The following is a 19,721-nucleotide window of genomic DNA, read 5'->3' on the forward strand; positions in this document are numbered from 1 at the left end:
CCCCTAGTATTCTTTTAAAACGTCAATTTCAACACGTGATAACTGGTGTTTAATTTCTTCAGCTGTCGCTAAATCGGCACTAAATGCTGTCGCGCTTCCACACGCAATCCCTGTTTTAAATGCCTCTACAGCATCACTACCTTGACTTAGCTGACTAACAAACCCTGCAACAACAGAATCTCCTGATCCTACTGAATTAACTAATGTTCCTGTTAATCCTTTGGCACGATAAATACCTGTTTCATTAAATAAGACAGCTCCATTGGCACCCATTGAGATAATCACATTTCTAGCACCTTGTTGAACTAATTTTTCCCCGTAAGGCAACATGTCTTCAAATGTTTTAAACTCAACATTGTATAAATCGGCTAATTCATGTTCGTTTGGCTTAATTAATGATGGTTTGTACTGTAATACATCAAACAGACTAGCATCACTAATATCTACTACAAATGGAACATTTTGTTCATGTGCCATTTTTGATAATGTGACATAAATATCTTTTGGCACGCCCATTGGTAAGCTGCCTGATAAAATCAACCAATCTTTTGGTGTTAAACTGCTGATTTGGACATTCAAATCATCTAAATCTTCTTGTTTAATAGAAGGTCCTAAACCATTAATCTCAGTCTCTTCTTCACCTTTTAATTTGATGTTAATTCGTGTGTCACCTGATACATGGATAAAGTTATTTTGCAGACCATGATTGATTAACTGCTCTTCAATAAATTTACCTGTAAACCCACCAATAAAACCAAGATTTTGAGATTGGACACCTAGTTGTGCCAATACTCTTGAGACATTAATTCCTTTACCACCTGGAAATTTGTACTCTTTCGTCGTTTTATTCAACTTACCTTCTTCAAATCCTGGCACGCTAATCACATAGTCAATAGCTGGATTTAATGTTAATGCATAAATCATTTTATTACCTCCTTTATTGTTGCAACCCCTTGATACTGTGAGCGTTGTTTCTCTGTTAACTGATTTGTCAAAATAACCCCTGTGTCGATTGACTCGATTTGAGAAAAATTTAACTTATCAAACTTTGTATCATCTACTAAAAAATAAACTTGCTGTGCTTGATGAATCGCTGTTCGTTTCATCATGGCTTCTTCTGGGTCTGCCGTAGTTAACCCATAAATCGGATGAACACCATTCGCCCCCATGAAAGCCTTATCAAAAAAATACCGTTGCAATTGCTCGCCACCTAACTGACTGACTGATGCTGTTGTATTTTTTCTAATACTACCTCCAATAATGATCGTATCCATTCCTAAATCCGTCGATACACAAGCATGGTGAACTGAATTTGTCACAATCGAAACGCCTTTATCTTTAATAAGTGGTAGTAACTCTAATGTCGTGGTCCCAGCATCAATGTAAACAACATCTCCTTCTTTTACTAAAGAAGCTGCGAACTGAACGATTTCTTGTTTCTTATGAACGCTTTTGGATGATTTTTCCTTCATAGTTAATTCAGGTTCTAATCTAAAAACTTGCTTAGCCCCTCCATGAATACGAACCAACCAACCTTCTGCTTCCAATTCTTGTAAATCTCGTCGAATTGTTGATTCAGATACACCTAGTTCTTCGATTAACTCTCGAACTTTTATGACTTTTTTTGATTTTAATTCATCTAAAATTTTTGATTGTCTTTCTTCAGTTAACATAGTTCTCACTCCATACATGCATTATACAATCAAAAACATTCAAAATCAATCAAAAACATTCAAAGTAGAACAAAAAAAGAAGAGGTTTCCCTCTTCCTTCCTAATTTACATATTATCTGGTGACTGAATACCTAATAAACGTAATCCTTCTTTAATGACAACAGATACTGAATAAACAAGAGCTAATCTAGCCTCTTTTTCATTATTATCTTCTAAAATTTTAGTTTTAGAATAGTATTTATTAAATTTTTGAGCTAAATCAATTAAATACTTCGCAACAACAGATGGCTCATATTTTTTATAAGCTTCTTGAACTTTGGCTGGGAAACTATATAATGCTTTCACTACTTCCCAAGATTCATCATCTGATAAAGAATAATCTTCATGGGCTGTTGGTGCAGTCCAGTTTGCTTTTCTTAAAATACTTTCACATCTTGAACGAGTGTATTGGACATAAGGACCAGTTTCTCCTTCAAATTGAATAATATGATCTAAGTTAAAATCAAAATTATTCAAACGATCGTTTTTAAGGTCGTGGAATACAACTGCTCCTACACCTACTTGATGCGCCACTTCTTCTTTATTTTCTAACGTTGGATTTTTTTCATTGATAATATTTTGTGTCGCATTAATTGCTTCATTCAACACTTCTTCTAAAAGAATAACATTTCCTTTACGTGTCGATAATTTTTTACCATTAGATGTGATTAAGCCAAACGGAATATGTTTAATATCATCTGACCAATCATAATTCATTTCTTTTAACACAGCTTTTAATTGTTTGAAATGAATCGATTGTTCATTTCCCACCACGTAAATTGATTCATCAAAATCATAGTTTTCTTTACGATACATTGCAGCAGCCAAATCACGTGTAATATAAAGTGTTGCTCCATCTGATTTTCTAATCAATGCAGGATTTAAATCATATTTTTCAAGATTGACAATATCAGCACCATCATCTGAAACTAATAAGTTTTTCTCAAGTAAGATATCAATCACTGGTTGCATTTTGTCATTATAGAATGCTTCACCATTATATGAGTCAAACTCAATCCCTAACATATCATATACTTTTTGGAATTCTTTTAACGACTCTTCGCGGAACCATGTCCACAATTCAATCGCCTCAGCATCGCCATCTTCTAATTTTTTAAACCATGCACGAGCTTGATCATCAAGTTCTGGGTGTTTTTCTGCTTCTTCATGGAAATGGACATATAGAGAAAGTAACTCACTGATTGGGTTTTCTTTAACTTTTGCTTCGTCTCCCCATTTTTTGTATGCCACAATTAATTTACCAAACTGTGTTCCCCAGTCACCCACATGATTAATTTTTACTGGTGTGTATCCTACTTTAGCCGCCAATTCAGCCAATGAATTTCCAATAACTGTTGAGCGCAAATGACCCATTGACATAGGTTTTGCTATATTTGGTGAAGACATATCAATGACAACATTTTTATCTTGCCCAAGTGTTGAATCACCATAATGATTTTTTTCAGATACCACTTCATTTAATACTGTGTTACTCACTTCTGATTTTTTAAGGAAGAAGTTGATGTATCCCCCCATTGGTGTAATTTGTTCGTAATTTTTCGTCTCAATTTCTTTAGATAGTTCTTCTGCAATCACATTTGGTGCTTTTCTTTGGATTTTAGATAAAGAAAATACTGGAAAAGAGTAATCTCCATGACTACTTACTTTTGGTTTTTCAATCAAATTTAAAATATCCTCATAACTTAATTGCTCACCTAGTACGGCTGTTAAATCTTTAGCAATCATTTCTTTAAAATTCATAAAGTGAATCCTCCTCATATTAATAAAAAAACGTCATCCTATTAAGTTAGTGTCTTAACAGGAGACGACATAAATAGTCATAAACTAGTTTATTTATTCAATAGTTACTATATTGATATCGCTCTTACGCGAACAAGCATCATTCCTACTCGGTATATTATAGCAATACTTCACTTAAAAATCTAACTAAAAATACAGATTTATTCCTGTTTTTCTTTAAACACTCATCTCTGATTTATCATAAATTGATCAAAGTACTCATACACTTCCGTTGCTTCATCTTTTGATTGAGATAAAATTAAAATCGTATCATCACCAGCAATGCATCCAACCATTTCTTTAAACGTTTGACGAACATTGTCAATCAATACGCCCATTAATTGTCCGTTCCCTGGAAGGACGTTTAATACATTAGTAAATTCGATTTGAGTAAGCGATACCCCGACCTCTGAAACTAATTTTTTTAAACGCTCCTCATCAGTTAATTGTGTGGCGTCTTTCAACTCATCACTACTAGTGGTTAATATTTTATAGTAAGAAATACCATCTTGACCATGACTTTTTATAATATTTAATTCACGCATATCCCTAGAAATAGTTGATTGTGTTGTGTGAACGTTGGCGTCTTCTAAGTGACGAATTAAATCGGCTTGATTTTCAATTATATTGTCAGAAATCACTCTTTTTAAAATATCTTGGCGCTCTTTCTTATTCACGTGCCTCTCCTCTATCTTTCATAATAAATAGGTATTCATTATCTTACTAAATACAACGCTATTTCTCAAGACTTTCTTTTAACTTATCTGTATTTAAAAAATCATATTGAGAGAAAAATGGCGATAATTTTTCTAATACTAGTTGATTTTTCCCAACTTCATCATTTTCAACTTGAAGGACCAGTAATGGCTCATGTAAACTCATGCGTAGTAAAAACCAACCTGAACCAAATTCTTCACTAACATTAACACGAATTCCTTCTTCATTATCCATATCAATACTAAAACCTTGCGTTTCTGCTACCAAATCATGCATCGCAGCAATAACCGATTCTCCTGATATTCGGTAATCTTCACCGCTAATTTTAAATCGAATTTCAGTTGTTTCTTCAGGTTGTTTTAAGTTGGCAATCAGGTCACTCAATTCTTGATTATTTTCTTTTAATTTTGGCAATAACATCAGAATTTTAGCCACCACATAAGCACCATCATCTAAGAAATAATTTTCTTTAAACGCAGCATGACCACTTGTTTCAATAGATAGTGGTACATCGATTCCCTGGTTGTTTAATTCAATGCCTTTATTAATAACATTACGATACCCACATAAGTAACGCACTTGTTTTCCATCTAAACTTTCAATAAAATCTTTCAAATGACTAGATGTTGGGGAATTCGTTACAATCGTTGCCCCAGGAGATTCTTCTAACACAATGTGGGATAACACGGCAATCAAATTATTACGATTAATCACTTCGCCTGTTTTATCCACTACAGCTGCTCTATCAACATCTGTATCAAAAATCACACCTAAATCGGCTTGTTGATTTAAAACGGCTTGTTTAATACTTTCCATAGCTTCTTTGTTATCAGGATTTGGAATGTGATTAGGAAAATGTCCATCAGGATTTAAAAATTGGCTACCTGTTGTGTCTGCTCCTAACGTTTCTAACACTTTTTCAGCAAAGAATCCTCCCGCACCATTTCCAGCATCTAATACAATGTGAAACCCTTTAAGTGGTTGTTTATTTCCAGTTTCTTTTTGTATTTTCTCCACTAAATCATTTGCATAGTCCGAAATAACTTCTTGTTTTTCAAGCGTTCCTTTTATCTCAGTATCTTCTATATATACAGGAGCATGTTCTAAAATGAACTCGATATCTTCATGCTCTGCTCCACCATCTTTGGTAAATAATTTAATTCCATTATAATAAAAAGGCAAGTGGCTTGCTGTGATCATGATACCAGCGTCTGCATTGAATGCGTCAAATTGCGTAGCCATAAACATAGCTGGAGTTGTTGATAATCCTGTATCTATCACATGAACATCTTCTGTTAATAACGACTGAATCAGTCCCTCTTTTATCGAGTCTCCAGATAAACGGCTATCTTGCCCAATAGCAATTCTTATAGGTGAATGTGTCACTTTTTTTTCTTTTCTTAACCAAGCAACTACCCCTTTAGCAATTTGTTTCGCTTGCTTTGCTTCTAAATTAGCTTCAAACCCCTCAGCAGAAATTGCTATACCTCGAATATCAGAACCATTTTGTAATCGTTTTAACTCTGTCATATAAACATCCTCCTAGTTAGGTACTTATTTCACCTTAACACTATATCTATGATTTCTATAGTCATGTGTCATACAAACATTATATCAAAAAACACCTGACTTTTCCTTTTTACTTTATTTTCATAAACGCTTAAAAAGACGATAAATTCTGTTTTAACAAAACCTATCGTCTTTATTATTATTTATCGATAAAAATTCTATCATAAATTTGATTAAATTGAGTCACATCAACAGAACCAGTCGTGTCTTCCATCGCATTCAACATTCCTAAAGTCATCGCATACTTTAAAGTGTCTTCTATGGGTAACTCTTTAGCCAGTCCAATCGCAAGCCCTGCCACACTTGAATCGCCACTACCTACTGGATTTTTGACAGAAATTGTTGGAATCTTCACTCGGTAAAACGAGTCTTCATATTTCACAAACGCCCCATCTTTCCCTAGCGATACCATGATTAACGCAACACCATCAAATAAGGGATGCGTTAACATATCTGGTAAATTGGTGTAATCTTCTGTTACTTTTTCTCCAATTAAAGCCTGTAATTCGTCACTATTGGGTTTGATGGCATAAGGTTTATGTTCCCCTGTTAAAGCACATTTCAAACTATCTCCTGATGTGTCTAAGATTACTTTTGTTTGACTGTCAGATAACAACGTCAACAACTGAGAATAGTAATCTACTGGCACACCTTTTGGTAAGCTCCCTGATAACGTCACGACTTGACTTGTCTTAGCTAAGTTTAAAAAAATGGTTTCAAACGCGACAAGTTCTTCTTCAGAAATAACCGGACCAGACTCCAACACTTCTGTTTGTTTTCCGTCATCATGTAAGATAGCAATACAATTTCTTGTGTCACCCTCTATGTCAGAAAAGTGATGGTTGATTCCTTCTTTCGATAAGTTTTCTCGAATAAATGCTCCTAGCATCCCACCTAAAAGACCGGTACTTACTACTTTCTCATTCATCTGATGAATCACACGCGTCACATTTAATCCCTTACCACCGGCTGTTTTTCTCACCTGATCACAACGATTCACATCATTTATTACGAGCGTATCTAATGGGTAAGAAATATCGACAGATGGATTCATCGTTACTGATACAATCATCTGGTCACCTACTATGATAATTTAGTGTGCCAAGATGAGGCAGTCGCATGCAATGCCTCATTTAGCTCGTCCATATTTTGTTTTCCTTGTGTGTTTAACCACTTAATGGCGGCATCTTTTCCTTCTTTGACAAAGACTTCGACACTATCTTTCCAAGTGGCACGTCCACAAAGCACCCCATTAAATGTTGAGCCAGCTTCTTTTGCAAAGTATAGCGTCTCTTGGAATAACTTGGCACTAACACCTGCACTTAAAAAGATAAATGGTAGATGTGTGCTCTCACTTTGTTCTTTGAAATAACTTAGTGCTTCCTCTTTTGTATACACGACATCAGAGGCCTCTTTTGCGAATCCTTCAACATAATTCATGTTCACTGGTACTTCCACTTTCAAGACATCCACTTGATAACGATCTTTTGAGAATTCCTTCATCATTTCATTGACTTTATGTGGTTTAACTTTTGCGTAATCTTTTCCTTTTGCATCATCTATTAGGGCGTCATAAGTTAATAGTTCAAGATAAAACGGCATATCTTCCGCTACACACTCTGACCCAATGCGCTCTACAAAAGCTTGTTTTCTTTCATTAATCTCATCTGACTCGTCCACATCATAATAAAGTAAAAATTTCACCGCATCAGCACCTACTTCTTTTAATCGCAAAGCTGACCATTCCGGTAATAAATCAGGAAAGCGACCAGGTTCAGTGGCGTCATATCCTGTTTTTTCATAAGCGAATAGAAGACCTGATTCTTCTACTTTTACTTTAGAAGCAGGTAAGCCGTATTCTGGGTCTAATAAAATAGAAGAAGAATAGGGAGTTAAATACTCTGAAATAAGTTCTTTAAATTCGACAATTGCAGATTCAACATCGCCATTAAACCCTTGTTCTGACAACATTCGTTTTAATGCCCCACGTTGATCAATCGCAAGTGCAGCGATCACACCCTCTTTTGTCGACAAATGATTCATTCGTGCTAATTTTTTTTCACTAATTTTTTTCATCATAAACCCTCTTTTCTATTTTATTTAAATGGATGAATGGTCACGCCTTGAACGACGCGATTTACTGTACCACTTGGTGAAGGGGTATCCGGCTTATTTTCTACTTTAACAGAAGTTAAAAGTGCGATTACTTGAGCAATCATCACTAATGGTAATGCTAAAAATCCGTCCGACAATTGATAATCGTTTGTTAGAAAGATATTTTTTCCACTGTAATTTGTTTTATTTTGTGACAAAGCAATGGTTTCAACTGCGATGCCATTACCCTTAATTTCTTCTAAAATATCTAAATCATATTGTTTTGTGTAATCGTCATTACTAATAAAGCCAAATACCAAAGTCTTGTCATCAACAAAGGATTTAGGACCATGTCTAAACCCTAAAGATGAATCAAATACTGTTGCAATTTTTCCAGCTGTTAATTCTAATAATTTTAACTGCGCTTCTCTAGTCAATCCTGATAAACTTCCAGACCCTAGATAAACCACACGATTAAACTCATTTGCAACAATGTCTGCCAAAACATCTTCCATATCTAGAACTTGTTGACCCATTTCAGACATAGCTGAAACAATGGCATCATGTTCTTTATGAACACAATCAAATGCTAATAAAGCGGTTAGCGTCATACATGAAAAGCTTCCTGTCATGGCAAACCCTTGATCGTTTGAACGTGACGGCATTAGAATAACAAAAGAATTAGCGTCTTCTTTTGCATTTACTGCTAGTTTTCCTTCTGGAGCACAGCTAATAATCAAATGTTTAACATTTTTAACGACTTGATTAGCTAGTTCGATGGTCGCTATACTCTCTGGGCTATTTCCACTTCTAGCAAATGATACAAGTAACGTTGGTTCATCTTCTTTTAAATAATTTAAAGGAGACGATACAATATCCGTTGTAGGAATAGATTCAAATATAAATTGAGAAGTATCACCATAACGTCTTAAATGTGGTTGTGCAACATCTCCAACATATGCAGATGTTCCGGCTCCAGTAAAGATGACACGTATTTTGTCTGTTGTTTCTTTTTTGAACGCTTCCAAAAATTGATTTAGTTTTTCTTTATGGGCATTAAATATATCTAATGCCTCATTCCACAACTCTGGCTGCTGTTTTATTTCATTCGTTGTAATCACAGCACCTAAGTCTTCTAATTGTTTATCTGTCCAATCTAACATAATTATGCACTCCCTCTAGTTAATTTCTATTATGTAATACTTTATACCTAAATTGATCTGCTCGAGCCACACTAAGCGTATACTCTATAATTTCATTTTCTTGATTGACTGTTTTCCTAACCAAATTAAGTGCAGCAGAACCTAATGGAACTTCAATACATTCTGCGTCTTTATCACTTACAATGCTGGCATAAAACTCTTCTTCAGCGTATTTAATTCGTTGATGATATGTATCAAAAAAAACATCATACATTGGTTTATTTTCTAGCATTTGACTTGTCAATCCTTCAAAACGCTTATAAGGTAAGTACGTTCTTTCTAACATCATTGGTTCATTATCTGCTAATCTCAAACGCTTTATTTTTATTAATGAACTCCCCTTCAGTACACCCAATTGATCACTTAAATACTTATTGCTTTCTACAACAGAAAAGTCAATTATTTTCGTTGTGGGTTCTTTTCCTAATGATTTCATTTGTTCTGTAAAACTATATGCACCTGTTAAGTTTAAAATACTATTTGAAACACTTGATACAAAAGTTCCTTTACCGTGTTTTTTATAGATAAAACCTAAGTTTTCTAACTCTTGTAAAGCTAGCCTTACTGTCGTGCGACTAACTCCATATATTTCTGCCAATTCTCTTTCTGATGGTAATAAGTCATGTGCTTTATGCTCTTTTTCAATTGACTCTTTAATATCATCTACTAACTTCCCATAGAGTGATTGTTTTTTTGATTCCATATTCCCTCCTAATACCACTTTAATACCAACTGGTAGTAACCACTTGCATTATCTATGATATCTATTTTTTTGTCAACCCTTTACAATAATACTCCCTTCCGTTCGTAAAACGCTTTATTTTTGGTCAGTTTTATTGTACAATGACTTTAACTTAACATGTTAATATATGGAGGTAATAAAATGGCGAATAAACAGGCACTCATATCTTTAAGTAAACATGTCACATTAGATTGGCTTACATCAGAAATTGATTGGTGTATCAGTAAAATTAGAAAAAATATGACTCGCTACGGGGAACACTTTCCATCTGCATGTGCAACCAATGGTGTATACAGAATAAAAGACAATGACGATTGGACAAATGGTTTTTGGACAGGAATGTTGTGGATGGCTTACGAATGGACACACGAAGACTCTTTTCTAACATTGGCTAAGAAAAACATTGATAGTTTTCAAAAAAGACTGGACGATCATTTTATTTTAGACCATCATGACATTGGCTTTTTATATAGTCTATCTGTTGGAGCTGGGTATAACATAACAAAAAATGAGCACTATAAAAAAGAATTAATACAAGCAGCTGATGTGTTAGCTGCACGCTTCCAAGAAAAAGGTGGCTTTATTCAAGCTTGGGGAAAATATGGTGACCCTAATGAATATAGATTAATTATTGATTCATTACTTAATTTACCTTTATTAATTGAAGCATCTCATCTCACCAACAACCCTAAATATAAAAATATTGCTCAAACTCACTATAAAACGCTCCTAAATACAGTCGTACGTGATAACTATTCAACCTATCATACTTTTTATTTTGATACCGAAACAGGATTGCCTACCTATGGGGCCACTAGACAAGGAAATGCAGATGATTCTATTTGGGCTCGTGGACAAAGTTGGGCCATTTTAGGGATTCCTTTATTCGAACGATTAAATCCATCTCCTACTTACCCAACAATCTACCAACATATTGTTGATGTCTTTATTGATGGGCTACCTAAAGACTTAGTACCTTACTGGGATTATGATTTTAATGATAATAATCCATCTGATAAAGATAGTTCTTCTTTAGCAATAGCTGCATCTGGCTTACTAGAAGCAGATAAACAAGCTGTTTATCCAAACGCAAAAGATTTAGCAAAAGGAATGATTTACCGTTTGGGACAAGATTACACATCAAAAGATGACCCTGAAAACGAAGGATTGTTGCTTCATGGTGTTTACTCTCATAAAGAGGGAAAAGGGGTTGATGAACCCAATCTATGGGGTGATTATTTTTATTTAGAAACTCTAATGAGCTTAGCAAACCCTAATTGGGAAAAATATTGGTAAAGGAGAAATTGGTATGCAAACTTTCAGCATAGAAAAAGAATTTTTACTAGATGGTGAACCCATGAAAATCATTAGCGGGGCCATTCATTATTTTCGTATGACTCCTAATCAATGGGAAGACAGTTTATTTAACCTAAAAGCATTAGGTGCTAATACTGTTGAAACATATATCCCTTGGAATATACACGAACCAACTGAAGGAACATTTGACTTTAGTGGCATGAAAGATATAGAATCTTTTGTAAAATTAGCACAAAAAATGGGACTATATGTCATTTTGCGACCTTCTGTTTACATTTGTGCAGAATGGGAGTTCGGCGGCTTACCAGCATGGTTACTAAAAGATGGCATGATTCGTTTACGCTCAACTGATACCATCTTCATGGAAAAAGTAGCGAACTATTACCATGAGTTATTACCAAAGTTACGTCCTTTACAAATTACCCAAGGTGGCCCTGTTATCATGATGCAGATTGAAAATGAATACGGCTCTTATGGAATGGAAAAAGACTATTTAATTGCGACTAAAAAGATAGTCGAAAGTTATGGTATTGATGTCCCTCTCTTTACTTCTGATGGATCTTGGAAAGAAGTATTAGATGCTGGCTCATTAATTGATGAAGATGTTTTTGTCGCCGGTAATTTTGGCAGTCAGTCCATTCAAAATGCTGCAGTTTTAAAAGAATTCATGGCTGAACACAACAAGTCTTGGCCCATCATGTCCATGGAATATTGGGATGGTTGGTTCAATCGTTGGGGTGAAGATATTATTAAGCGCGATCCAAAAGATTTAGCGAATGAAGTGAAAGACATGCTACAGCTAGGGTCTATTAACCTTTATATGTTTCATGGTGGGACAAATTTCGGATTTTATAATGGGTGTTCTGCTCGTGGTAATACAGATTTGCCACAAGTAACAAGCTATGATTATGATGCTCTTCTTAATGAAAGTGGACAACCTACTGAGAAATATTATTTGGTACAGCAGGCGATTAAAGAAGTATGTCCTGATGTTTGGCAAGCAAAACCACGAGTGAAACAACTCGTAAATCTAGGGTCATTTCCCATTCAAAAAAGTGTGTCATTTTTCCATACAAAAGATGATATGATGACTCCTGTTTACTCTTCCTACCCTTTAACAATGGAAACAATTAGTAATGGATATGGCTATCTACTATATGATTTTGAATTAAAAAATTATCATCATGACAATAAATTAAAAGTTGTAGAAGCTAGTGACCGGTTGAAGATTTATACTGATGGTTCACACTTAGCTACTCAGTATCAAGAGACAAATGGAAATGAGCTGATATTAAATGGTGATAACAACAAAGAGACCATTAAAATGAGTATTTTAATCGAAAATATGGGACGGGTTAATTATGGGTATAAATTAAATAATCCAACACAAATGAAAGGTATTCGTGGTGGCGTGATGTATGATATCCACTTCCATCAAGGATTTAAACACTACCCTCTTACCATGTCTTCAGAACAATTAAACGCTATCGATTTCAATAAACAAAGTAATCCTAATCATCCCTCTTTTTACCAAACAACTTTCCACTTGGATGATATTGGGGACACTTATATTGATTGCTCAAATTATGGAAAAGGCGTCATCATCGTCAACGGAGTAAATTTAGGGCGTTATTGGAATCGCGGCCCTTATCTTTCCTTATACTGTCCAAAAGAATTTCTACATGTTGGTGAAAATGACATCATTATTTTTGAAACAGAAGGAAAAAATATCACCAATGTCTCCTTCTCAGACTCCCCTCTCTATCTATAAAAAAAGAAGTCGAAGCAATTATTCTGCCTCGACTTCTATTTTTGTTTTAAATGCCTTCCAATGCTTATAACTTACAATATATTCAGCCACACTATTATCCGTTAAATAAGTACACTTTTCTTGAAGCACAGCCGGTTCTCTAAAGCTCAGTCTTAGTTCATTTGTAATAAACGAATCGTCTGGAAAAACAATTTCATTCGTTTCAACAGATGCTTGTGTAAATAAATCAACGCCAAAATCATTTCTAACTCGGTCATAAATACTAATGTAATCGTCTAAATTTTGGCTAATAGGTTCTTTCATTAGTTTTTTAGGTAGATGAGTCATCGTCAAAATAAATGGTACGCCTTCCGATGAACGAACACGCACTATTTTATAGTAACTATCTGTTTTAGCTAACTTTAATTTCTTTAAAATTTCTGAATGATTTTCTTGAGTAACAGATAATACTCGAGTTTCTTCTGTATCTATTGAATGATTTTCGATATCTGAAAATCGGACTGTTTGAGAAATTTTTGCTTTTGAAACAAACGTTCCTTTCCCTTGAATCCGGTAAAGATAACCCATTGCGGTTAATTCATTTAATGCTTTAACTGCTGTAATCGAGCTAACAGAATATCGTTTTTTTATATCTGCTTCTGAATAAAATTTATCCCCTGGTACAAACACATGATTTCTTATTTCTTCCAATAAATCTTTTTTGATTTGTTGATATTTAGGAATCATCTTTTCACTCCTTTCAAAAATACGCCCTAACATATTAAGTTGTTATTATAAATATACCTTATTTTTTTAATAAAATAAAGAAAGAAAGTGTTTACAAATAGTATATTAAATGATATATTAATATTGTAAAAACCTAACATGTTAAGTTATCAACTTTAGTAAAATAGGAGGGGTTCAATTGAGAGACATCATTTTAATTAGTCATGGCGACATGGCTCAAGGTGTTAAACATAGTTTAGAAATGATTACAGGAAAACAACCATCTGTACATATTGTTTCATTAAAAGACGATGGAGATGACAAGCAATTTAAACAAGATCTCATTAGTACAATGTCAACCATATCTGGAAAAGCACTCATCATCGCTGACTTACTAGGAGGAACGCCATGTAATGTCGCATTAAAAGAATATGTTGACAATGAAAATGTCGAGATTATTGCCGGAATGTCACTTCCTTTGGTGGTAGAAGCCACTCTTAATGAGCAAGCAAGTACTAAAGAGCTTATTGGAAGCGCTAGACAAAGTGTTATAAATGTCAAAAACCAATTAGAAAAAAGCACACAAATTAAGGAACAAGAAGAAATTAATTTAGATCAATATGCTGAATTCAGAGGGAAAGAAAACATTGTGAATATCCGAATTGATGAACGGCTCATTCATGGACAAGTAGCTGGTATTTGGTCTACAAGTTTAAATACCCAACGCATCATTGTCATTAATGATGAAGCGGCACAAGATCCATTACAAAAATCTTCTTTACGAATGGCTGCTCCCACATCTATGAGGTTATCAGTATTGACAATTAAAGAGGCTGTTAAAAATATTAATTCGGGTAAGTATGGAAAACAACGTTTGTTCATTTTGTTCAAAAATCCTACTGATGTTTTACGTTTTATTGAAGAAGGCGGACATATTAACCGGATAAATGTTGGAAACATGAGTCACAAAGAAGGCGCTCGAGAAGTTACTAAAAGCATCAAAGTGACAAAAGATGAAGAAGTTGTCTTTAAAAAAATTGCAGAGCATGGAGTTGATATTACAGCTCAACTTGTACCAAATGATCCAATCATCAATTTTATGGAAAAACTCACTCGTTAAAAAATAAAGATTTAAAAGGAGGATAATCATGCATAGTTTAGGAACATTTCAAATTATATTAATTACGATTTATGCTTTTATTGCTATTAACGACTCTCTTATTTCAAATACATTAACACAACCAGCGATTGCTGGGATGATTTCTGGTCTTATTATGGGAGATTTAACAACTGGTTTAATGGTTGGTGGAACGCTTCAATTAATGCGTTTAGGGATTGCAGCGTTTGGTGGGGCATCTGTTCCCGACTACTTTACAGGGGCTGTACTGGGTACTGCATTCGCCATTATTTCAGGTAAAGGTGCCGAATACGGGATTGGGTTAGCCGTTCCAGTATCCTTACTGATGTTACAACTAGACGTTATTGCTCGCTTTTGTAATGTGTTTTTACTACACAAAGTGGATACAGCAATTGAAAATCTACAAGTAAAGAAAATTTCTCGCTTAGTGTTATCTGGATCATTTCTTTGGGGATTCTCTCGTGCGATTCCAATTTTATTAATGCTTTTAATTGGAGATAATGCTGTTATCGCGATTACAAACGCGATTCCTGAATGGTTAATGAATGGTCTTAAAACTGCCGGTGGAGTATTACCTGTTGTCGGAGTTGGAATTCTTTTACGTTACTTACCAACAAAACAATACATTCCGTTCTTATTACTAGGTTTCTTCTTTGCTGCTTATTTACAAGTACCTATGTTAGGGGTCACAATCATTGGACTAGTTGCTGCTATCTTAGTATTTAAACGTGACTCTGCAAAAGCTGCTAACGGAAATGCCACTGTAACAAGTCACTCTACTAGTTTAGAAGGAGGTTTTGATGGAGATGAGTAATAGTAAAAAATTAACTAAAAAAGATTTAACTACCATGAGTTGGCGTTATATTTTAGGAAGTCAGTTAAACTGGAACTATGAACGTATGATGAGTTCTGGATACTTATATGGTATCATGCCTGCTCTTCAAAAATTTTATGGCGACAATGATGAACAATTTAAAGATATGATGAGAACACATAATCAATTTTTCAATACTAACGCTATCTTTGGGAACTTAATCATGGGGATTGATGTAGCGATTGAAGAACAAGATGGATATGCTGCAAAAGACACCATCGTCGGCTTAAAAACAGCTTTAATGGGATCGTTAGCTGGTGTTGGAGATTCACTATTTCACGTTATCTGGGGTACAGTATTTGGTTCTATTGCTGGTACATTGGCACAAAATGGTTCAGTTGTAGGATGTCTTATCTGGATCGTTGCAAACATTGCGTTATTATTTGGTCGTGCTGCTTTACTTCCGATGGGTTACAAACAAGGGGTTAAGTTAGTTACGACATTAAAAGATAAACTAGCTGCTTTTACAAATGCTGCGACGATTTTAGGGGTCACAGTAATCGGTGCCTTGATTCCTTCAGTTATCAAAGCAAGTGTTCCAATGGTTTATAAGAAAAACGGTGTTGAATTAGTTATTCAAGACACACTTGATTCTATCTTACCTGCGCTAGTTCCTGTATTATTAGTCATGTTAACTTACTGGATGTTAGGTCAAAAGAAATTAAACTCTACACGTGTTATTTGGATTATTCTAATCCTTTCAATTGTATTAAGCGCTTTTGGTATTTTAGCCTAATATCATGTCACCTATTACGCCATTTAATGGTTCTGTTAAACAGAATCATTAGATGGGTTTTTTTGTCTATCTAGTCACTCTTTTATCAAATGATTTCTCACATCAAAACGATGAGGTTCTGCTATAATAATGAAAAGGAGTGTTTATATGACGTATCTTAAAAACATATTTATTCAAAAAAAAATTGATGATTCTTTTCTTCGTCCTCTCGGTGCAGGTTTTGCAATGTTTATTACACTTCTATTTGCCGTTATTCTAGACGATACAAAAATCGCAACCATTGGGATTATGGGCGCTTTTTCATACCTTTATTTTCAATATACTTCCGTATATCAAAATATACGATTCATATTTTTTCATGGTATTAGTTTATATATTTCATTTACTATAGGCATTTACGCCGGGTTTCATCCTGAAACTATTCCATTTTTAATCAGTATCCTATCCTTTTTTTACTTTTTAGTTACTAAATTATTTAATGTACCAAAACCTGATTATTTTTTCATTTTAATGTTGTTTGCAACAGGAACCAATCTAAGTGATATTCAGCATATTTTCACAACAAGTAATTATCTATTATTTGGTATTTTTGGAGCTCTCATCTCTGGTGGGGTAATTTCTTTCTTGTTAAAGCTTCCTCTAAAAAATTCCACTAAAAATTAGCCTAGCTTAACATTAAAAGATAACTATTATGTAATGATTTATAGAGATCCTGATATTATTTTAAAAGCCATACACTTTTCTTCCATTATTTTTTGTTCAGTTCAGCATATGTGTCAACTTTATTCAATGAACAAAATGGTTACTGGATTCTCATCATATCTGTCGCCATATTAGGTGGAGAAAAAATTGATGAAATTAGAATAAGGTCTCATCAACGAATGATTGGCAGTATCATTGGACTAGCATTGGGAATTATTTTAATTAACTTAAACCTTTTTGAACTGCTAATTTATTTAATTATCGTCCTTTTAAATATCTGTGTGGTGTTCTTTGTTCCTAGAAATTACACGATTGCTAATTTTTTTACTAACCCACAAATTTTATTACTTAGTTCCTTGAATACTACTTCTGTTAATCTTTCTCTTATCCCATATCGACTATTTAACACTATTGTTGGCATCAGTATTGTTTTAGTCCTCATGCTATTATTTGAGTATGGACTCTCTGTATCAAAGAGACAATATTAATTTTTTTAACTTCATCACAATAATAACCTATTAAATCCTAAATAGAATAAGGATTTAATAGGTTATTATTAGTTATACATTTTGATTTAGCCATGCTTTAAGAAGCAGAGTCTTAAGTTGTTAGCTTAAACGTTTATTGCATTTTGATGCTGCTTGAACAGCATTAATAACAGCAGAACGGAATCCTTGATCTTCCAGCACTTTAACAGCTTCGATGGTGGTACCTCCAGGAGACGTAACCATATCTTTTAATTCACCTGGATGTTTCTTAGTTTCTAATACCATTTTTGCTGAGCCCAAAACGGTTTGTGCGGCAAATTCATAAGCTTGTTGACGTGGCATCCCCTCTAATACAGCACCATCTGCTAAAGCTTCAATAAACATGTAAACATATGCTGGTGCTGATCCACTTACACCAACCACTGCATCAATTAAATTCTCACTTACTAATTGAGCTTTTCCAAAACTATTGAATATTTCTAACACTTCTTTTTCTTCTGATTCTGAAACATTAGCATTACAAGCTAGTGCAGACATGCCTTCCCCTACTAATGCGGGTGTATTAGGCATGACTCTAACAACTTTATGCTGAGATGTTAATGCTTGTTCAATCGTTGAAATATTAACACCTGCCGCAACAGATATTAACACCTGACTTGTTGTTAAATTTTGTGATAATTCTTTTAATAAATTAGGCAACACATAAGGTTTTACTGCAAATATAATCGTATCACTTTTTTCCGCTAGGTTCTCTGGTCCATCTGCTGGTGTAACCCCTAATTCCTTCACTAATTTTTCTACGATAGGTTGATAGACATCATAAATCAAAATATCTTTTGCTTCATATAATTTTGATTGAATTAACCCCTGAATCATCGCACGTCCCATATTTCCTGTTCCATAAAATCCAATAGTTTTTGTCATTATTCTATTCCTTTCTTATGTTAAAAAATCAACATATACGCATAATTAGCCACTAAACCGGCTACTAACCCTCCGATAAAATGAGAAAACATCGCGTAAGTTAAAATTGAACGAGTTTTCATCGCATCTGCCATTGATGCATGGCTTGATAAAAAGCCTGCCCAACAATAGGCAATCGCAAAGTAAACGGCCATATCATGACCATTTAATAAACCTTGATCAGCTAAAGATTTCGCTCCTGCAATCGAAGCACCACATGCACCTAAAGAAGTCAGTGGTAACCCTAAAACTTCTGGATTAGCAAAACCAAATAATGGAGTTAAGATAAATGATATCTTCTCACATAAATATGGTAGCAACCCTGTCCCTTCATAAGCTACACCTTGATAAATAGCCTGTCCATCCACGATACTTGGACCATTTGTCAACATCATAACCAATGTTGTAAAGATAAGTATACCTGGTATAATGCCTAAGCCCAAATCCACTCCTGCTTTACCACCATCAAAGGTTGCATTTAACCCTCTCTGGAAAGGACTACCATCACGTACTTTTCGGTATCCTGCAGGTGTTTGTTCTGTTTTTGCGTCTAAGTATTCATCTGAAACCCCTTCTTCAGTACCATAGATTTTTTTCGTTTTGCGCATTAACAATCTATTACTCACAACCCCACCAATAATGGCACAAATGAGACCTACTATCACACTATTAGCATACTTTCCTGATTGAATTCCTAAAATACCACCAGTTATGATAATCCCCATTCCAAAAGTTGTTCCAAAATTTATCATAGTTGCCCACTGATACTTTTTGAAATATTTAGCATATCCTGGATCTTTCGCAATTAAAACAATGGCTGGGTTATCAGAAAAAAAACACGTAACTGCACCCAATGCAGAGGCTCCTGGTAAACCAAATAAAGGTTTCATGATAGGTGAAATTAATTTATTTAATAATGCCGTTACACCAAATTCAGAAAAAACAGAAGAAACAGCTCCAGCCAAAACCGCTACACCCATAATATAAAAACATGTATTAAGTAATAAATCATGAGCTGTTTTCATAATAACACTAAACATGACGCCTACGCCCATAACACTACCAAAGTATACTGCTATCAACACAACAAACGCAATACAGATAAAGGTTCCCTTCGTTATTTCCTTACGTAATAACGGATTGTTTTCTTCCGTTAACGATACAACATCTTCTTGTTTCCCATCCATAACA

The 19,721-nt window shown here is 34.5% G+C and carries 19 protein-coding genes; 7 read left to right on the forward strand and 12 right to left on the reverse strand.

The annotated features are described in order from the left end of the window. Positions 1–3: 3 nt before the first annotated feature. The 9 genes from pfkB to CBF36_RS04200 all read right to left on the reverse strand — a co-directional run bounded on the left by pfkB (position 4) and on the right by CBF36_RS04200 (position 9,797). Positions 4–924, reverse strand: a complete 921-nt coding sequence (gene pfkB, locus CBF36_RS04160; RefSeq protein ID WP_125956887.1) for a 1-phosphofructokinase — start codon at positions 922–924, stop codon at positions 4–6. Then, on the reverse strand, positions 921–1,673 hold the full coding sequence (locus CBF36_RS04165; protein ID WP_125956889.1) for a DeoR/GlpR family DNA-binding transcription regulator: 753 nt from the start codon (positions 1,671–1,673) through the stop codon (positions 921–923). The genes pfkB and CBF36_RS04165 overlap by 4 nt, the downstream gene beginning before the upstream one ends. 105 nt (positions 1,674–1,778) lie before the next feature. Next, the gene (argS, locus tag CBF36_RS04170) at positions 1,779–3,473 is read right to left on the reverse strand and encodes an arginine--tRNA ligase (RefSeq protein ID WP_125956890.1); all 1,695 of its coding nucleotides are present in this window, start codon (positions 3,471–3,473) and stop codon (positions 1,779–1,781) included. A 224-nt stretch (positions 3,474–3,697) separates the two neighbouring features. Further along, the gene (locus CBF36_RS04175; RefSeq protein ID WP_125956892.1) at positions 3,698–4,189 is read right to left on the reverse strand and encodes an arginine repressor; all 492 of its coding nucleotides are present in this window, start codon (positions 4,187–4,189) and stop codon (positions 3,698–3,700) included. A 58-nt stretch (positions 4,190–4,247) separates the two neighbouring features. Further along, on the reverse strand, positions 4,248–5,759 hold the full coding sequence (locus CBF36_RS04180; protein WP_125956894.1) for a phosphohexomutase domain-containing protein: 1,512 nt from the start codon (positions 5,757–5,759) through the stop codon (positions 4,248–4,250). A gap of 178 nt (positions 5,760–5,937) precedes the next feature. Further along, positions 5,938–6,870, reverse strand: coding sequence for a hexose kinase (locus CBF36_RS04185; RefSeq protein ID WP_125956895.1), 933 nt, complete (start codon positions 6,868–6,870; stop codon positions 5,938–5,940). Positions 6,871–6,881: 11 nt separating this feature from the next. Continuing rightward, positions 6,882–7,874, reverse strand: a complete 993-nt coding sequence (gene lacD, locus CBF36_RS04190) for a tagatose-bisphosphate aldolase (protein ID WP_125956897.1) — start codon at positions 7,872–7,874, stop codon at positions 6,882–6,884. 20 nt (positions 7,875–7,894) lie between these two features. Next, a complete protein-coding gene (locus CBF36_RS04195; protein WP_125956898.1) occupies positions 7,895–9,055 on the reverse strand; it encodes an SIS domain-containing protein in 1,161 nt (386 codons plus the stop codon). A 19-nt stretch (positions 9,056–9,074) separates the two neighbouring features. After that, positions 9,075–9,797, reverse strand: a complete 723-nt coding sequence (locus tag CBF36_RS04200; RefSeq protein ID WP_125956900.1) for a GntR family transcriptional regulator — start codon at positions 9,795–9,797, stop codon at positions 9,075–9,077. Positions 9,798–9,977: 180 nt separating this feature from the next. On the opposite strand from CBF36_RS04200, the gene CBF36_RS04205 reads away from it, so the two are divergent. After that, positions 9,978–11,132: a glycoside hydrolase family 88 protein gene (locus CBF36_RS04205; protein WP_125956901.1), complete on the forward strand. Its 1,155-nt coding sequence runs from the start codon at positions 9,978–9,980 to the stop codon at positions 11,130–11,132. 13 nt (positions 11,133–11,145) lie between these two features. Further along, positions 11,146–12,924 (forward strand): glycoside hydrolase family 35 protein, encoded by a 1,779-nt coding sequence (locus tag CBF36_RS04210; protein ID WP_125956903.1) that lies wholly within the window; start codon positions 11,146–11,148, stop codon positions 12,922–12,924. A gap of 18 nt (positions 12,925–12,942) precedes the next feature. Here CBF36_RS04210 and CBF36_RS04215 read toward each other — a convergent pair whose 3' ends face one another. Next, on the reverse strand, positions 12,943–13,650 hold the full coding sequence (locus CBF36_RS04215; RefSeq protein ID WP_125956905.1) for a GntR family transcriptional regulator: 708 nt from the start codon (positions 13,648–13,650) through the stop codon (positions 12,943–12,945). Between the two features lie 178 nt (positions 13,651–13,828). On the opposite strand from CBF36_RS04215, the gene CBF36_RS04220 reads away from it, so the two are divergent. The 5 genes from CBF36_RS04220 (at position 13,829) to CBF36_RS04240 (ending at position 17,567) form a co-directional block, all read left to right on the forward strand. After that, complete coding sequence (locus CBF36_RS04220; RefSeq protein ID WP_125956907.1) at positions 13,829–14,749, forward strand: PTS sugar transporter subunit IIAB; 921 nt, start codon at positions 13,829–13,831, stop codon at positions 14,747–14,749. A 28-nt stretch (positions 14,750–14,777) separates the two neighbouring features. Beyond that, on the forward strand, positions 14,778–15,581 hold the full coding sequence (locus CBF36_RS04225) for a PTS mannose/fructose/sorbose/N-acetylgalactosamine transporter subunit IIC (RefSeq protein ID WP_125956908.1): 804 nt from the start codon (positions 14,778–14,780) through the stop codon (positions 15,579–15,581). Continuing rightward, complete coding sequence (locus CBF36_RS04230) at positions 15,568–16,377, forward strand: PTS system mannose/fructose/sorbose family transporter subunit IID (RefSeq protein WP_125956909.1); 810 nt, start codon at positions 15,568–15,570, stop codon at positions 16,375–16,377. The genes CBF36_RS04225 and CBF36_RS04230 overlap by 14 nt, the downstream gene beginning before the upstream one ends. Positions 16,378–16,524: 147 nt before the next feature. Next, positions 16,525–17,040: a hypothetical protein gene (locus CBF36_RS04235; RefSeq protein ID WP_125956910.1), complete on the forward strand. Its 516-nt coding sequence runs from the start codon at positions 16,525–16,527 to the stop codon at positions 17,038–17,040. A gap of 110 nt (positions 17,041–17,150) precedes the next feature. Continuing rightward, entirely contained in the window at positions 17,151–17,567 is a 417-nt protein-coding gene (locus tag CBF36_RS04240) for an FUSC family protein (protein ID WP_165865375.1), read from the forward strand. Positions 17,568–17,687: 120 nt separating this feature from the next. Here CBF36_RS04240 and proC read toward each other — a convergent pair whose 3' ends face one another. Further along, positions 17,688–18,491, reverse strand: coding sequence for a pyrroline-5-carboxylate reductase (gene proC, locus CBF36_RS04245; protein WP_125956914.1), 804 nt, complete (start codon positions 18,489–18,491; stop codon positions 17,688–17,690). Between the two features lie 20 nt (positions 18,492–18,511). Further along, on the reverse strand, positions 18,512–19,717 hold the full coding sequence (locus tag CBF36_RS04250) for a CD0519/CD1768 family membrane protein (protein WP_125956916.1): 1,206 nt from the start codon (positions 19,715–19,717) through the stop codon (positions 18,512–18,514). Positions 19,718–19,721 lie beyond the last annotated feature (4 nt).

The sequence above is a fragment of the Vagococcus bubulae genome (assembly GCF_003950315.1).
GTDB classification, from domain to species: domain Bacteria; phylum Bacillota; class Bacilli; order Lactobacillales; family Vagococcaceae; genus Vagococcus; species Vagococcus bubulae.